This is a genomic window from Acinetobacter sp. ANC 3832, from assembly GCF_002135415.1.
Taxonomy (GTDB): Bacteria; Pseudomonadota; Gammaproteobacteria; order Pseudomonadales; family Moraxellaceae; genus Acinetobacter.
Genome location: NZ_NEGJ01000001.1, coordinates 425,738 through 440,731, shown reverse-complemented (window position 1 = coordinate 440,731; position 14,994 = coordinate 425,738). Strand labels below are relative to the sequence as shown.

The 14,994-nt window shown below is 37.4% G+C and carries 18 protein-coding genes; 9 read left to right on the top strand and 9 right to left on the bottom strand.

Translation table 11 applies throughout. The annotated features are described in order from the left end of the window. Positions 1–20 precede the first annotated feature (20 nt). The 3 genes from atpD to B9T35_RS02095 all read left to right on the top strand — a co-directional run bounded on the left by atpD (position 21) and on the right by B9T35_RS02095 (position 2,372). The gene (atpD, locus tag B9T35_RS02105) at positions 21–1,415 is read left to right on the top strand and encodes a F0F1 ATP synthase subunit beta (RefSeq protein ID WP_086189467.1); all 1,395 of its coding nucleotides are present in this window, start codon (positions 21–23) and stop codon (positions 1,413–1,415) included. Between the two features lie 27 nt (positions 1,416–1,442). Next, a complete protein-coding gene (locus B9T35_RS02100; protein ID WP_086189466.1) occupies positions 1,443–1,862 on the top strand; it encodes a F0F1 ATP synthase subunit epsilon in 420 nt (139 codons plus the stop codon). A gap of 213 nt (positions 1,863–2,075) precedes the next feature. After that, on the top strand, positions 2,076–2,372 hold the full coding sequence (locus B9T35_RS02095; RefSeq protein WP_086189465.1) for a hypothetical protein: 297 nt from the start codon (positions 2,076–2,078) through the stop codon (positions 2,370–2,372). Positions 2,373–2,386: 14 nt separating this feature from the next. Here B9T35_RS02095 and B9T35_RS02090 read toward each other — a convergent pair whose 3' ends face one another. Next, a complete protein-coding gene (locus tag B9T35_RS02090; RefSeq protein ID WP_086189464.1) occupies positions 2,387–2,830 on the bottom strand; it encodes an ATP-binding protein in 444 nt (147 codons plus the stop codon). Positions 2,831–2,952: 122 nt separating this feature from the next. On the opposite strand from B9T35_RS02090, the gene B9T35_RS02085 reads away from it, so the two are divergent. Together B9T35_RS02085 and B9T35_RS02080 are read left to right on the top strand one after the other, a co-directional pair. Then, positions 2,953–3,408 (top strand): hypothetical protein, encoded by a 456-nt coding sequence (locus tag B9T35_RS02085; protein WP_416202412.1) that lies wholly within the window; start codon positions 2,953–2,955, stop codon positions 3,406–3,408. Positions 3,409–3,420: 12 nt separating this feature from the next. Further along, entirely contained in the window at positions 3,421–4,017 is a 597-nt protein-coding gene (locus tag B9T35_RS02080) for a hypothetical protein (protein WP_086189462.1), read from the top strand. A 2-nt stretch (positions 4,018–4,019) separates the two neighbouring features. On the opposite strand, the gene B9T35_RS02075 is transcribed toward B9T35_RS02080, so the two are convergent. The 5 genes from B9T35_RS02075 to B9T35_RS02055 all read right to left on the bottom strand — a co-directional run bounded on the left by B9T35_RS02075 (position 4,020) and on the right by B9T35_RS02055 (position 8,432). Then, positions 4,020–4,688, bottom strand: a complete 669-nt coding sequence (locus B9T35_RS02075) for a hypothetical protein (protein ID WP_086189461.1) — start codon at positions 4,686–4,688, stop codon at positions 4,020–4,022. A gap of 162 nt (positions 4,689–4,850) precedes the next feature. Beyond that, positions 4,851–5,393, bottom strand: a complete 543-nt coding sequence (locus B9T35_RS02070; protein ID WP_086189460.1) for a glutathione peroxidase — start codon at positions 5,391–5,393, stop codon at positions 4,851–4,853. 149 nt (positions 5,394–5,542) lie between these two features. After that, positions 5,543–6,076 carry a hypothetical protein gene (locus tag B9T35_RS02065; protein WP_086189459.1) on the bottom strand — a complete coding sequence of 178 codons (534 nt, stop codon included), beginning with the start codon at positions 6,074–6,076 and terminating at the stop codon, positions 5,543–5,545. Between the two features lie 202 nt (positions 6,077–6,278). Continuing rightward, the gene (locus B9T35_RS02060) at positions 6,279–7,040 is read right to left on the bottom strand and encodes an AraC family transcriptional regulator (protein ID WP_086189458.1); all 762 of its coding nucleotides are present in this window, start codon (positions 7,038–7,040) and stop codon (positions 6,279–6,281) included. A 138-nt stretch (positions 7,041–7,178) separates the two neighbouring features. Then, positions 7,179–8,432 (bottom strand): MFS transporter, encoded by a 1,254-nt coding sequence (locus B9T35_RS02055; RefSeq protein ID WP_086189457.1) that lies wholly within the window; start codon positions 8,430–8,432, stop codon positions 7,179–7,181. A 230-nt stretch (positions 8,433–8,662) separates the two neighbouring features. Here B9T35_RS02055 and B9T35_RS02050 point away from each other — a divergent pair, with 230 nt between their 5' ends. Then, entirely contained in the window at positions 8,663–9,328 is a 666-nt protein-coding gene (locus B9T35_RS02050) for a TetR/AcrR family transcriptional regulator (RefSeq protein WP_086189456.1), read from the top strand. An 88-nt stretch (positions 9,329–9,416) separates the two neighbouring features. Beyond that, entirely contained in the window at positions 9,417–10,322 is a 906-nt protein-coding gene (locus tag B9T35_RS02045; RefSeq protein WP_086189455.1) for a DMT family transporter, read from the top strand. Between the two features lie 471 nt (positions 10,323–10,793). Here B9T35_RS02045 and B9T35_RS02040 read toward each other — a convergent pair whose 3' ends face one another. From B9T35_RS02040 to B9T35_RS02030, 3 genes are read right to left on the bottom strand one after another with little or no spacing between them, the layout of a single operon-like run. After that, complete coding sequence (locus B9T35_RS02040) at positions 10,794–11,363, bottom strand: L-threonylcarbamoyladenylate synthase (RefSeq protein ID WP_086189454.1); 570 nt, start codon at positions 11,361–11,363, stop codon at positions 10,794–10,796. Positions 11,364–11,404: 41 nt separating this feature from the next. Beyond that, positions 11,405–12,619, bottom strand: a complete 1,215-nt coding sequence (dprA, locus tag B9T35_RS02035) for a DNA-processing protein DprA (protein WP_086189453.1) — start codon at positions 12,617–12,619, stop codon at positions 11,405–11,407. A 23-nt stretch (positions 12,620–12,642) separates the two neighbouring features. Further along, the gene (locus B9T35_RS02030; protein ID WP_086189452.1) at positions 12,643–13,797 is read right to left on the bottom strand and encodes a LysM peptidoglycan-binding domain-containing protein; all 1,155 of its coding nucleotides are present in this window, start codon (positions 13,795–13,797) and stop codon (positions 12,643–12,645) included. Positions 13,798–13,920: 123 nt separating this feature from the next. On the opposite strand from B9T35_RS02030, the gene def reads away from it, so the two are divergent. Together def and B9T35_RS02020 are read left to right on the top strand one after the other, a co-directional pair. Beyond that, positions 13,921–14,451: a peptide deformylase gene (gene def, locus B9T35_RS02025; RefSeq protein WP_086189451.1), complete on the top strand. Its 531-nt coding sequence runs from the start codon at positions 13,921–13,923 to the stop codon at positions 14,449–14,451. 91 nt (positions 14,452–14,542) lie between these two features. Continuing rightward, positions 14,543–14,992: a DUF2946 family protein gene (locus B9T35_RS02020; RefSeq protein ID WP_086189450.1), complete on the top strand. Its 450-nt coding sequence runs from the start codon at positions 14,543–14,545 to the stop codon at positions 14,990–14,992. The last annotated feature ends 2 nt before the right edge of the window (positions 14,993–14,994 follow it).

Genomic DNA, 14,994 nt, shown 5'->3' with positions numbered 1-14,994 from the left:
TTTGAATTGAGGAGACAGCAATGAATAGCGGTCGTATCATTCAGATCATCGGCGCGGTTATCGACGTCGAGTTTGAACGTAATAGCGTTCCTAAGATCTATGACGCTCTGCAAGTTGTTGGTACTGAAACTACTTTAGAAGTTCAGCAACAGCTTGGTGATGGCGTAGTTCGTACTATCGCAATGGGATCTACTGAAGGTCTTAAGCGCGGTTTAACAGTTACGAATACTGAAGCACCAATTTCTGTACCTGTAGGTACAGCATGTTTAGGTCGTATCATGGACGTTTTAGGACGCCCAATCGACGAAGCTGGTCCAGTTGCAACTGAAGTACGTTTGCCAATTCACCGTCAACCGCCTTCATATGCAGAACAAGCTGCTTCTACTGATCTTTTAGAAACGGGTATTAAAGTCATCGACTTACTTTGCCCGTTTGCTAAAGGTGGTAAAGTTGGTCTGTTCGGTGGTGCCGGTGTTGGTAAAACTGTAAACATGATGGAATTGATCAATAACATCGCGAAAGCTCACTCAGGTTTATCTGTGTTTGCTGGTGTTGGTGAGCGTACTCGTGAAGGTAATGACTTCTATCACGAAATGAAAGATTCTAACGTTCTAGACAAAGTAGCGATGGTCTACGGTCAGATGAATGAGCCACCGGGTAACCGTTTACGCGTAGCGTTGACTGGTCTTACTATGGCTGAATATTTCCGTGATGAGAAAGACGAAAACGGTAAAGGCCGTGACGTATTGTTGTTCGTTGACAACATTTACCGTTACACATTGGCTGGTACCGAAGTGTCTGCACTTCTAGGTCGTATGCCATCTGCAGTAGGTTATCAGCCTACACTTGCAGAGGAAATGGGTCTTCTTCAAGAGCGTATTACATCAACTAAGTCTGGTTCGATCACTTCGATCCAAGCGGTTTATGTACCTGCCGATGACTTAACAGATCCATCGCCTGCAACTACATTCGCTCACTTAGATGCAACTGTAGTATTAAGCCGTGATATCGCATCTTCTGGTATTTATCCAGCGATCGATCCACTCGATTCAACTTCACGTCAGCTAGATCCATTGGTTGTTGGTGCTGAGCATTATGAAATTGCACGTTCTGTACAGAACATTTTGCAACGTTATAAAGAGCTTAAAGACATCATCGCAATCTTGGGTATGGATGAATTGGCTGAAGAAGATAAATTGGTTGTTTACCGTGCGCGTAAAATCCAACGTTTCTTCTCTCAACCATTCCACGTAGCTGAAGTATTTACTGGCGCGCCTGGTAAATTAGTATCTCTTAAAGAAACGATTCGTGGCTTTAAAGGTCTTTTAGCTGGTGAATACGACCACATTCCAGAACAAGCGTTCTATATGGTTGGTGGTATTGACGAAGTTATCGCTAAAGCTGAGAAACTTTAATTAGCAACTCTAATTTAGGAGATTCTCATGGCGACTATGCAGTGTGATGTTGTAAGTGTGAAAGAGTCTTTGTACTCTGGCGCTGTAACGATGTTAATTGCGAAAGGTGCCGGCGGTGAGTTGGGTATTATGCCTGGCCATGCTCCGCTTGTAACTTTGCTGAAGCCGGGTGCAATTCGCGTTCTGCTTGAAAACGGTACAGAAGAGTTAATCTATGTATCTGGTGGTGTTTTAGAAGTTCAACCGCATGTTGTTACGATTCTTGCAGATACTGCAGTTCGTGCTGACAACTTAGATGAAGCTGCAATTCTTGAAGCGCGTAAACACGCTGAAACTTTGCTTGCGAATCAAAAGAGCGATTTGGACACTGCTGCTGCTTTGGCTGCTCTTGCAGAAACTGCTGCTCAGTTGGACACGATCCGCAAAATCAAAAACCGCGCTCAATAAGACGCAGTTCGAGATTGAAGAACCACCCGTAAGGGTGGTTTTTTTATGGATGATGAAATAGTATTTTGAGCCATAAAGTTAAAAGCAAAATAAAGATTATAAGATTCTTTGAAATATAAATGGTTAATGAGTTTCATACTTCTTATATCTAAAGTTGAATTTTCCTATGATTTATTTTGAGCTAAGCTTTTAGAAAATTAGGTAAAATAATTCATGAATCTTATAGAACAACAGCCTCACTTTTGGGAACTTTATCAAGATGATTCCAACTATTATTTAAGTATCGCAGTCGATATGAGTTCAGTGGTGTCATGTTGGGATATTGTGTTAACAATTGATGAAATACAGCACTACCAAAAAAATGGTCGGGTTATCATTGAAGAATTGATAAATTTAATTATCAAAGAAACCTATCGTGGGGATTTCTCTACGCTAGAATCAAGAAAAGTTTCAATAGACATTGAACGACAAATTCAAACGACTTTTAAAGTTTGGCGCTCTACTCAATAAACCATAGGTTGCTTTTAGTCATTTACAGGTAGGATAGAAAAACCATCGTTTTCAATCAGTTTGACTTTAAACAGGGCATCAAAACCTTCCGCAGATGTTGGCTTTTGCAATTTGTAGAAAGTGGCTTTCACGCCTTGTTCAGGAATATTGGCTTTGCCTTCACGTTGTGCATTGCGGTGTAAAGTACTTTCTAAATTGGTTTCAAAATAAAAAGAAATCACATCAAAATCAGCATCTTTTGCTCGTTGCATATAGCGTTCACGGTCATGAATCGTCATGTTGGTATTATCAATCACCATTTGAGTTTTAGAGCGTAATGCCGCCTCAAACAAAATATTTTCACGATGCCGAGTTTTCAACATATCTAGGTTGATGCGCAGATGCGTATCATAGAAATAGTGCTTATAAAATGTCGACTTACCTGAAGCTTGAACACCTGTAAAAATAATGAGTTGCATAGATTCTGATTTAATTTAAGTAATGAAAGTCGCCTATAGCATTAAAACATGAGGATTAGTTTGCTACAATTTGAATTCAACTCTAAAAATGATTAAATTTTATAAAAATAAGGATGCTTCAATTGAATTTAAAAGTGCTCATACTTTGTTTTTCAGCCATATTTTTGCTCAGCGCGTGTCAAAACCAATATGTCTCAAAGCCAAATCAGCCAACCGAAGCGGCTTTAGTTGCAACTTCAGTGGACAATGGTCTATCAACTGAATTAGATATTAACTATAAAGATGCATTTAAAAATCTCCGTCAAGCCTATGGGCAATGCATTGCGTTTACAGGTGAAGATGATTTTGTATTCACTGATAATAAGTTGGATGAGCAATTGGCTATGGGAACATTATTCGCTCGAACGGAAGGAGGTGCATATTTATCTAAAACCTTGGTTGAAAGTGTAGATACAAATAGAACACGACTCACGCTCTTTTTATCGGCGGATTATAAGTTTGCCCACTCGCGTTTTAAACAAGATACAAAAAGGGCATTGGGCTTAGATTCGCAATGCAATACAGCAAAACTTCTTTAATGAGTATTGCTTATGCATCAATATTTTTTTGCCCTGAGTTTATGTATACCCTTAATGGGATATGCAACACCACAGCAGAATATTGCTCAAATCCATGCGACCTATAATCCTCAATGTCATACAGCAATAGAAACATTTAAGGAAATTTTACCTAATCTAGGGTTGTCTGAACGTTATAGGCTGATGAATAAATTGGCTTTGCATCTAAATCAAGATCATCAAAAGGATTATATTCTTATTCTAGATGTTGCGAATCAATTGCAAAGTGAGCAATGTCTATACACTGATGTTCATAATCATGATTATCAGTTTGTGACTGTAATTTCAGAGGGTCATAGTTGGAAAATAAATCTCAACCATCAGTTATTGAGTGAGATGGATTATGTCTATATCGAAGATTTATTGCCGACTCCAAATGGTTTTAAGCTTTTACTGAGCTATGGACAAGGCAATCCCGCTTATGTCGAAAATGACTTTAAACTGATAAATGGGCAGTTTTATTTAACGAATATCATTCGAAATCAAACGGGATATAAACAAATTATTCATTCATATCCACATCAGAAAAAATATCGAATTGATCAATTCAAGTTGTTTAGTTTTTACTAAGTTTATTTTTCATCTTGAGAATGAGAAGATGAATCACCCGCAGGTATTAACATTGCCGCTAGTTTCAGCATATCCGTTTGGATGTTATTCATTTGCTTTTCAATTTTATTAAAATCAACTTTACTGATATCAATTTGACCATTCAGGAAAGAGGAATTCAAAACTTGCTTATTGGCTTGAATGACTTGTTGGCGAATGGAATCTATTTCCTGACTTTTTAGATCTAAAGAGGTCAGCGTTTCATTGAAATTACGTAATTGACGGCTTAAAGCAGTCGCGGTTTGTTGTAGTTGTTGCTGATCTTTAACTTCAATTGCTTGTTGTAAATCCGTTTGCGTTTGTTGCAGTTTTTCAACAATATCACCTGTTTTCATTTGCATATTGGCGACATCACGAGCGATGTAGAACATATTGCCACTTTTTAAATCAGCTTGTGTATAAGTGGATTCAGTATCTGAGTGATTGGAATTGTTATCATTTGATTGATCTTGACGACTTTCTACCTGATCGGCATTTTTTGCATCTATTTGATCATTTTGTTCTGTATCTGAATCTGCTGTATTGGTTTGCTCGGTATTGTCTTGACGTGGTTGTTGATCACAACCGATGAGTAAAACACCAGAAGTAAAGATTACAAAAGGGAGCAATGCACCCTGTAGAAGCTTTTTCATTATCTTCCAAATAGAATATGTTGCAGGTTCTTTTAATATAAGTGTGAAATGTGGAGAAATATCGAATTGTTGCAAAGTTACAACAGATTAAAAGGGCTCAAATAAGAAAGGAGTGCATTCTTGCACTCCAGTTTAATTCGTTATCTTATTTATTTTATGTGCTTATTTTGCCAACTCAGCATGAATAGCATCCACAATACGTGGATCATCTGCCGTAATATCTGGCGCAAAACGAGCCACAACTTCACCATTTTTACCAATTAAGAATTTTTCAAAGTTCCATAACACTTCAGGTTTTGGATTTGGGGTTAAGCCGTAATCAACGAGATCTTTCCACCAAGGACCTTCACCAATACGTTCAGGAATCGCTTGAGTCAAGGTTTGATAAAGTGGGTGCTTATCTTCGCCAGCAACCGAAATTTTGGCAAATAAAGGGAAGTGAACATCATAAGTTAAAGAACAGAATTCTTGAATTTCGTCTTCAGTACCTGGCTCTTGTGCTAAAAAGTTATTTGCAGGAAAGCCTAAAATTTCTAAACCCTTATCTTTTTCAGCTTGATACAGTTTTTCTAAGCCTTCGTACTGTGGTGTTAAACCACATTTTGAAGCTACATTCACCAATAACAGAACTTTACCCTGATATTGATTGAGTGTGATTTCTTCACCTTTGATCGTTTTGACTGGAATGTTATATACAGAAGTCATGCAGTGTTCCTTAACAAGCGTAATTTATAGAGCTGATACTATTGTTTTAACGGGAAACTAAAATGACAACAAGTACTTATTGTTAAGACTTAAACAAATGGCGTAAAAAAAGCAGATCAATTGATCTGCTTTTTGCATTCATAACACGATTATTTTGCAGTATTCGCTGTGTTTTGAAGATTTTGCATATCTGTTAACAAGCTTTGTTGTAACTCAGTTGCTTTCTTCTGTAATTCAGTAATTTTGTTCATATCAGGTGTGCTAGAAAGACCTGCTTCTGAAAGTTCAACACCAAGGTTGTTTGATTCTTTCATTTTTTTACGAACGCTATCAACTTCAGAGCTTTTTAATGACAACGCATCTAAATCTGCATTAAAGCTGTCTACATACGTTTTCATTTTTCCAACAATGCCTTGAAGTGCAGCTTTATCGCCTTTTTGAGCAGCTTGAGTCACTTCAGATTGGAAGGTTAAAGCTTCTTTTGCTTTGGTTGTAGACATGTTTTGAATCAGCATTAAATCACTTTTAATATCAGCAGCTTTACCTGTGCTAAATGAAGTTGCAGCAGGTTGTGATGTAGATGATGAGCCAGATGCAGGGGCAGCAGCATCGTGAGGTTTTTTATCACAAGCAGTTAAAGCGACAGTTGCCATACAGAGTGAAGCAAGTAATAGTTTTTTCATTTTTTGATCCTTATTTGTTCAAAATTTGCTTGATGAACCTGATTCTATTTATTCAAATTCAAAACAATTATTTCAATAGCGAATGCTTTAAATTGAGCATGTGCATAAAATTGCACATTTATGATGCAGGCTTCTATAGTATTTTTGTAGATAAGCTTATGAATTATGAAAAAATAGTGGTAAATATCACGAATTTTGTAAATCAGATTTCACGCATTTGAGACGGGGTTTGTCCTGTGTAACGTTTAAAAAACTCAATAAAACTTGAACTGTGTTGATAGCCTAATTCATAGCCAATACGCTTGATACTTAAGCCTTTTTGAAGTTGTGATGTTGCATAAATAATTTTAGCGCGATTACGCCATTCAGAAATTGAGATGTGTAGTTCTTGTTGGCTTAGTCGCAAAATATGTCGTTCGCTTAAATCAAATTGCGCAAAAATTTGTTGAAGGCTTTTATTGAACAATCGTGGTTCGGCAAGCTGTTTTAAAATGGGCTCTAAAATAGGGTGTTTGGTTTGTGGTAAATATTGATCATAACAAGGTGCGAACTGTAGTTGATCCAATAAAATTTGCAGAAGATGTTGCTGATATTCTATAGATGGATAGCCTAATTTTTTTTGGTGTAATAATTCCGTGACGGTATGTCGAAAGAAAGGGGTAATGCTCAAGGTTTTACATTCAGACGCAAATGTATTGCAAAGTTGAGGATGAATTCGAATACAAATGTAGTGGGTGATTTGCTCATCCACAGCGACTGAACAATGCTCAGTTTGTGGGGGAATCCAAAAGCCATAACTGGGCGGAGATAAAAAGACCTTCTGATTGATTGAAAACTCAAGTACGCCATTAAAGCTAAAATTGAAGTCTCCCCATAAACAACTATGTGGCGTCACAATATCATTCTTTTGGTAATGAAATTCTTCAATCTCAATTGTTTCTTTGAGCACTAATGGTATGAGCATATCTTGTATTGAAATTAGAGGTTAAGTAGCGAAAAAAAAGAACTTCTTGCATCCATCTTTTCCTTTATTCTTTACAGATAAAATAAAGGCGCTATGGATGTTTATACAAGAAGTCTCATTTATACATTGATTAAAAGTTTAAGCTTCACATTCTATTTTCGGATTATTCAAACCACGAGACCATGTGAAAATTGAAACTATCGCTAAAATAATAAAGCCAACCACACTATATAACAAGGTATTGGCATTAAAGTGATCGATGATATAGCCCCCAAATAATGAACCCGTTGCAATCATGATTTGAAAGAAGCCAACGAATAAAGGCATACCTTTTTCGACCGACTCAGGTGCATGTACAAACATCCAAATATTGGCTGTGGTTGGGAATGCACCGAATGCAAAACCCCAGAGTGCCGTTAAGGCAAAAGCACCAATTTCATAGACGGCGAAAATTGGGAAACTGAAGAATACGATTGCAAAACATAATCCAATGAATGCAAAGGTATAACGTACGTTTAAATTACTGCTATATCCAGCAAAAGCATTACCGAAAATACCTGCAATTCCATAAAGTAATAGTAGCGAGCTAATCGTTGCTCCATCGAATCCTGCAACATTTTTAAAGAAGGGTGCGAGATAACTAAATGAAGAAAAATGTGCTAAACCAATCAGTAGGATAATGATGAGACCTTTACGTGCTTTGCTTTCACGTAATAAAGCAGGCAAATCACGAAAATGAATCGCTGAACTGGGTTTAAGTTGCGGTAAAAATATAATCTCTAAAAAGAAAACCACCGCACCAATTGCTGCTGTGAGTAGAAAAGCTGAACGCCATCCTAAAAACTCACTTAACCATGTTCCAATCGGAACACCCAGTACAGTCGCTAAAGTAACCCCAGCCATTACCACAGCGGTAGCTTTCGCAATGGGTAAGTGTGCAGGTGCTAATCGCCCACTTAATGCAATTGCAGTTGCCCAAAAGCCACCAATCGCAATACCTAAAAAGAAACGACTAAAAAGTAACAATTCAAATGTAGTGGATAGCGCCGTCATGATATTGGCAATCACCATAATTGCCGTTAAGCCAATCAGTAAATATCTACGGTCGAGCAGTTTTACCCAAACAGGTAATAATGGAGCTGCTAAGGCTGCCATAATTCCAGGTAAGGTAATCACTAATCCAGCCGTTCCAACGGATACATCTAAGTCGGTTGCAATACTGTTTAAGACACCAATAGGAAGAAATTCACTGGTAACTAGTGCAAAAGCTGTGACTGCGACTGTGAGTAAAGCATACCAACTGCCTTGGGTTATTGGAGGCTTTACTTCGCTGGGCGTTCCAGATATTGAAGATGTCGTATTTTGAGCCATGGGGATAATTCCTTGGTCGATTTGTACAAATTTATATTGAGATCATTGGATTTCTGAAAGTTAGAGCTCTGATAAGTGAAACGTTTAAAGCTATAATTAAAATGAGCACATCAAAGTCTAAAGATCAGGATATTGACTACTTATTTTTAAATAAATAATTAAATAGTGATCGTTATAAAAATAAAATATTTGATTTGAAATGTGATGTCAATTAATTTAATAACGATTGTTATAAAAAATGTGCGAAGTTTATGACAGATTTAAAAGATACAGCAACCTTGGTTCTACCGAATGTGGAAGCTAAGCGTAAGCGTGGTCGACCGAAGTGCTTTGATGAACAAGAAGCATTACAAAAAGCAATGCTCTTGTTTTGGGAGTATGGTTATGAAGCAACCTCGATTAGTGATTTAACATACGCATTAAAAATTACAGCACCGAGTCTTTACAGTAGCTTTGGTGACAAATCACAATTATTTCATCGTTGCTTAGAATATTATCTAGAGCATGAGGCTTGTCCGATTGAGCGGATTTTTCAAGAAGCAAAAACTGCAAAAGTCGCAATCGAATTATATCTATATGAAAATGTAAAAAAATTAGTACAAGAACATAAGCCGACAGGGTGCATGTTGGTTGTCGCTACCATGAATTGTTCAGAACAGAATCATGATATACAAAATGAATTATTGTTAAAACGGCAAAAAACCAAGCAGAAAATTTTTGAGCGATTAACCCAAGGAGTGGCTGAGGGTGATCTTTCAAAAGAGAGTAATTTACTTGAAATGACTGATTTTTACAGCACCGTTATTCAAGGTCTAACCTTACAAGCAAGAGATGGTTTAGGTAGAGAGGAATTAAATCAAATTGTCCGTCATTCAATGAAATCATGGATTTTATTTTCTTCAGATGAGATGTCTTAATTTCAATATGAATGTCTGAATTACAATATATCAATTAATTCAGACTTCATTAAAAATAGACTTCATTCAACATAGAGTCAGATTGGAAATGAATATAAAGGCGCAAGCTCAATGGTGGGCATTTTGCTTACCCGTGATTGCAGTACTGATTTGGTCAATGAATATTGCTGTGACACGCTATGTTGCAGATTATATTTCACCTGTGAGTATTAGTTTTTATCGTTGGTTTGTCGCTTTTATTATTTTAACGCCTTTCATGTTTGTGAAAGTTTGGAAACAACGCCATCTGATTCGTCAGCATTTTACTCAATTTGCTGTTTTAAGTGCTTTTGGAATGGTGCTCTATCAAGGGCTTGCATACTCAGCATCACATTATACCACTGCGACCAATATGGGCATTATTAATGCCTTTATCCCCGTTTTTACCATTTTTGTTTCTATGGCGATTTTAAAAGAAATCCCCAATCGATTTGCAGTCATTGGTAGTCTTTTATCGTTCATCGGTCTGCTTTATGTGATGGCGCAAGGCAATTTTGCGAGTCTACTTCAACTGGGTGGGCATTGGGGCGATATTGTTATGGTTTTTGCAGTGTTCTTTTATGCCTTTTATGGAGTGTTTTTAAAGAAATGGCAGTTGCAAATCCCTTTACTGATTAGTTTGTACATTCAAATTGGTTTTACACTGGTCTACCATTTACCTTTTATTCTATGGTTTGGCTTAGATCCGATTACACCTGAAAATGCCGCAAGTGTATTTTATGCAGGCGCATTTCCATCTCTTGTGGCACCTTTGCTTTGGATGATGGCAGTGCAATATATTGGACCGAATCGAACCAGTATTTTTATGAATTTGATGCCTGTATTTACTGCCATTATTGCTTATTTTTGGTTAAAAGAAGCATGGACGATCTACCATACTATTGGCGGTGTGATCATTTTATCGGGCATTGTATTGGCACAAAAGAAATTAAAACCTGCTTCATTGAGTCAATAATGAATTAAAAGTATGTATTAAAATCTCAGTATTGAGTGAAAATTAAACAAATAAAATATTTTTTTATCATTTAATCTGAGGTTGGCTGCTCCCTTACTACATATAATCATATATATGAGTGAAGGTTTTTTCATAATTTATAAAATAAATATAAGTACTTAATTTTATTGATGCTAAAAGATGATGAAGGATTTAGATTATGCGAGTCATTTGTTTGATAAATATCATATTTGTATTGAAAATAGATTTGTAGCATAATATTTGCATTGTAGATATTTAAGATTTTCTTGACTTATATCATCAACATCAGATTTAACAAACCCTCTGGATGTGACTAAACACATCCTTTTTCATGCTCAGCCAATCTTATATGGCTGAGTTTTTTTTGTCTAAAATTTAACGATTCAGCATTTTCGGCGATTATCTTTTGCGTGATAAAATGCATGAAAAATGGTTTGATTCTGCGGAATACTATGCACGAATCATTTTTCCAGTTATCGCATCTATAATTTGACTAGGTTGTTCATTGTGTCCCAAATCACCATTTAAATAATTCACTTCAGAACCAAAATACTGGCTGGCATTTTGTAGCGAGCGAGCAGGTGCTAAACCCGCTGGATTTGCACTGGTAGAGACAATAAAACCATTAAAAGCATTACAAAGCGCAGTGCATAAAGGATGGTTGCTCACACGAACAGCAACTTGAGGATGGTTTCCTTTAATCCATGTGGGAATATGCTCATCGGCAGGAAGTAACCACGTTGTTGCTCTGTCTGTATTTGAGCGATCTGTCCATGAACTGATGATTTGTTTGCTAATCTGAGCATCTACTTTTTCAAGTAAATGTTCAACTTGGCTGATTTGCCCTGCAAGTAGAATCACCCCTTTTTCTATGGGTCTTTGTTTTAAACGCAAAATTTCTAAGAAAGCTTGTTCATTGAACGGGTCGCAACCTAAGCCCCATACTGCTTCTGTCGGGTAGGCAAGCACTTTGCCTTGAGTTAAACATTGGGCAGCTTCAGCAACTGAGGTTGTAATCACGGTTATTCACCTTTTCAGTTTATAAAAAGCTATTGTGAACCTTAATAACTATTACGGCAACGTAAGTACAAGCCAGATTGTTGAATGCATAAGCCTAAAAGTTCGAGTTCCATTAAATAACTGGTTAAGGTTGCAATATTCAGATTGAGTTTACTGACCAAAGAATCGAGGTCTTGCCCAATCCAATCAAGTTGCTGATAAAGCTTAAACAGATGTTCTGGAATATCAGGTTGCTGTGCATTTAATTGTAATATTGGAGCATCAACAGTTTTCGTCTGTTGAATATGAATTGGGGTAGCCGCTAAATTTTGTGGGTACTCTTGTTCTTTTTCATGCTCTTTTTTAGAGTAATACCAATGTGTGGGCAGAGCGAGATCTTCAATAATTTGCTCAGGATGATCAACCAAAATAGCACCCTCACGAATCAGTTGGTGGCATCCTTGGTGAAATTCACTATAGATATGACCTGGAATCGCAAAAGTGATCTTACCTTGATCTGCCGCTGCTTTCGCCGTAATCAATGATCCACTATTTAATGCAGCTTCAGCCACTAGAACGCCGAGGCTTAAGCCACTGACAATACGATTTCGTCGTGGAAAATGTTGTTGTAAGGGTTTTGTCTCAGGTAAAAACTCACTAATGATTGTGCCTGAATGACTTAAAATTTGTTCTTGGAGCTGTCTATTTTGAGAGGGATAAACAAGATCTAAACCTGTGCCAATGACAGCAATTGTACGATGGTTTTTGAGTGCACCCAAATGTGCCGCTTCATCAATACCTTGAGCCAAACCACTGGTGATAAAAAAACCTTTGTCACTTAAATAATAGGCAAAATCATAAGCGACTTGTTTGCCATGTGGGCTTGGTTTACGACTGCCGACAATAGCAACTTGCGGTTGGCTTAAATTTTGAAAAGAACCTTGACCAAATAAAATCGGTGGTCGATCGGAATAAGGTAAAAGTTGTTGCGGATAATCATCTTCGGATTCAAGTAAAATAAAATCGCTATGACGCTTTATTTTTTCGATACATTGTTCAAATGCAATATGTTGGCTATCTGCTAAAAAGTCGTGTACTCGTTGCAGATGTGTCTGATGAATTTTTAACTCAGACCAACGCATTAAATTTTTGGGATGAACTGCTTCTTCAATAGAAGAAAAATGGTGGATAAGCTTTCGATAGGTGGGAAGAGAATGTTGAACCAAATACCATAATTTGATGGTTTGAAGATGCAAATCAGATATCGAGTTCAACATAATATTCTACACAAAAGATTGCATTAGTTATTTGACATCGCAGGTGGTTGAATTTCAGCACCGACTTTAATAGGTAATGCGCTTTCTAAGACATAGGCATAACTGAGTTGATCAAAACTTTTGAAAATCATCAGTGTCGCAATTTGTTGATTTGGTAATTTAATCGCTTCTTTGGTCTTCGGATCGCGGACTACTTCGCCTTGTTGATACACACTAAAGACTTGCCCAGGTTTAGTACCTTGTAAGCGACCACGGTCAACTGTGACTACGCTGTGTTGTGCTGCTGTGCCAATTGAACCTTGAACGCGCACCACTTTACCGCCACTGGTGACTTCATTGGTTGTAGTTGGGTAGAACAAACTCGGTAAGTCATTTTCATATTGCGGTAAAACATAATCACCACGACGAACTTCAGCGTTATAACTGTCAGTGAGTTCTAAAGTCGCAATATCATTTTCACCTGCAACTGCAAGCGCAGAAGCAACTTCAACCAGTTCTAAACCAGCATTGTATTTTTTGCCTTTAGCATCGACAAACATATACGGATCGGCTTGACGGTAAACCCCATATCGTTGACCGACAACCAATCCATTGCCCCGTGCATATACGGTTTGTCCTGCACCTGTAATCACACGATTATCCGTTGCACCCAAAATATATGGAATATTGGTGAGTGATTCAGGGGAAACAACGATGCTGTGTTCTAACCACTGCTTAATATGTTGTAACGGAATCACTGAAATTGAATTATTTAAAGACTCAACACGAACTTGAGGTTTTAAAGATGTTCCACCTTGATGGCGACGAATAATGCCGTCACAACCATCACCTTCATCGACACCAATCAGTGGGCGACCATCTAAGGTACACATCAATAATTTATCACCAGGATAAATCCAATGTGGATTTTTAACATGAGGATTGCTCGCCCAAATTTCTTTCCAACGCCATGGACTGCTTAGGAATTTTCCTGAAATATCCCAAAGTGTATCACCACGCTTAACCACATAAACCTGAGGTGCATTGGCTTTTAGTGAGGGTGGATTTTGATTTGGACTGGCAGCAACAGTTGAATCTATATATGCAACACTGGCACTTAGACACAATGCAACGGCAAGAACCTGCTTTTTAAACCCCGTGGCACGAAAATTGACTATGCCATTGAAAACCTTTTTCATTATCATAATTCCTAAAATTATGTGTCCATTTGCGTTATAATACGCATATTACACACATTTTTTTAATGAAGCATATTCTTCATTTAGTTTTAAGATCAATGGCATAGCCAGTGAGGATACAGTATGGCCTTATTACCTATTTTAAGTTTTCCTGATCCCCGTTTGCGTACCATTGCAAAACCTGTCGATGAAGTGACGGATGAAATTCGCCAACTTGCAGCAGACATGTTTGAAACCATGTATGAAGCACCAGGGATTGGTCTGGCAGCGACACAAGTCGATCAACATATTCAGCTTATCGTTATGGATTTGTCTGAAACGAAAGATCAACCAATGGTATTCATTAACCCCAAAGTAACTCCGCTAACCGAAGATACTCTACCTTATGAAGAAGGCTGTTTATCTGTCCCTCAAATATACGATAAAGTTGAGCGTCCGTCACGTGTCAAAATCAATGCAATTGGTTTAGATGGTCAACCTTTTGAATTAGAAGCGGACGAACTTCTTGCTGTATGTATTCAACATGAAATGGATCACTTAAGTGGTAAGTTATTTGTTGATTATTTATCACCTTTAAAACGCCAACGTGCCCGCGAAAAAGTGGAAAAAATTGTACGTCAGCGTCAAAAAGAAAAGGTGACGGTAAAGCGTTAATTTGAATTTTATTCTGAATATTCAAATTGATTTTATGATTGAGCTCAATTTTGATTGGGCTTTGTTATAATGGATATTGAAAAATGTTGAGATGAACGTTTTGCTACGATGTGGGTTACTGCTCGGTTTTGCCGCAGTGTTTTTACAGATTGCTGTTTTTTTACAGCCTTTACTTCCGAAGCAGTATCAGATTGCTCCGGTCTGTGAAACTATTACCCAAGTTTTAGTTCAAACTAATTTCTACGAAAAACATCAACATTCTTCCCATCATGATCATAAGTCACATGATCAGCATACTTCCCAAAAAATAGCTTTGACACAAACGCATTCAGGTCATGACCATCATGACTTAAACCATCAATGTCAATATTGTACGGTATATGGCAATTTAGTTTTACCACCTGAGCTTGAAGTCAAAGAAGTTTTAGACAAAATTCAAGTGCGTTTAATTGCTTTTCAAAAAGCTTTTAGACATGTTTATTTTGTTCTACAACGCCTCTATTTAATCCCTCAAGGGCGAGCTCCACCGATCTTTGCATAAAT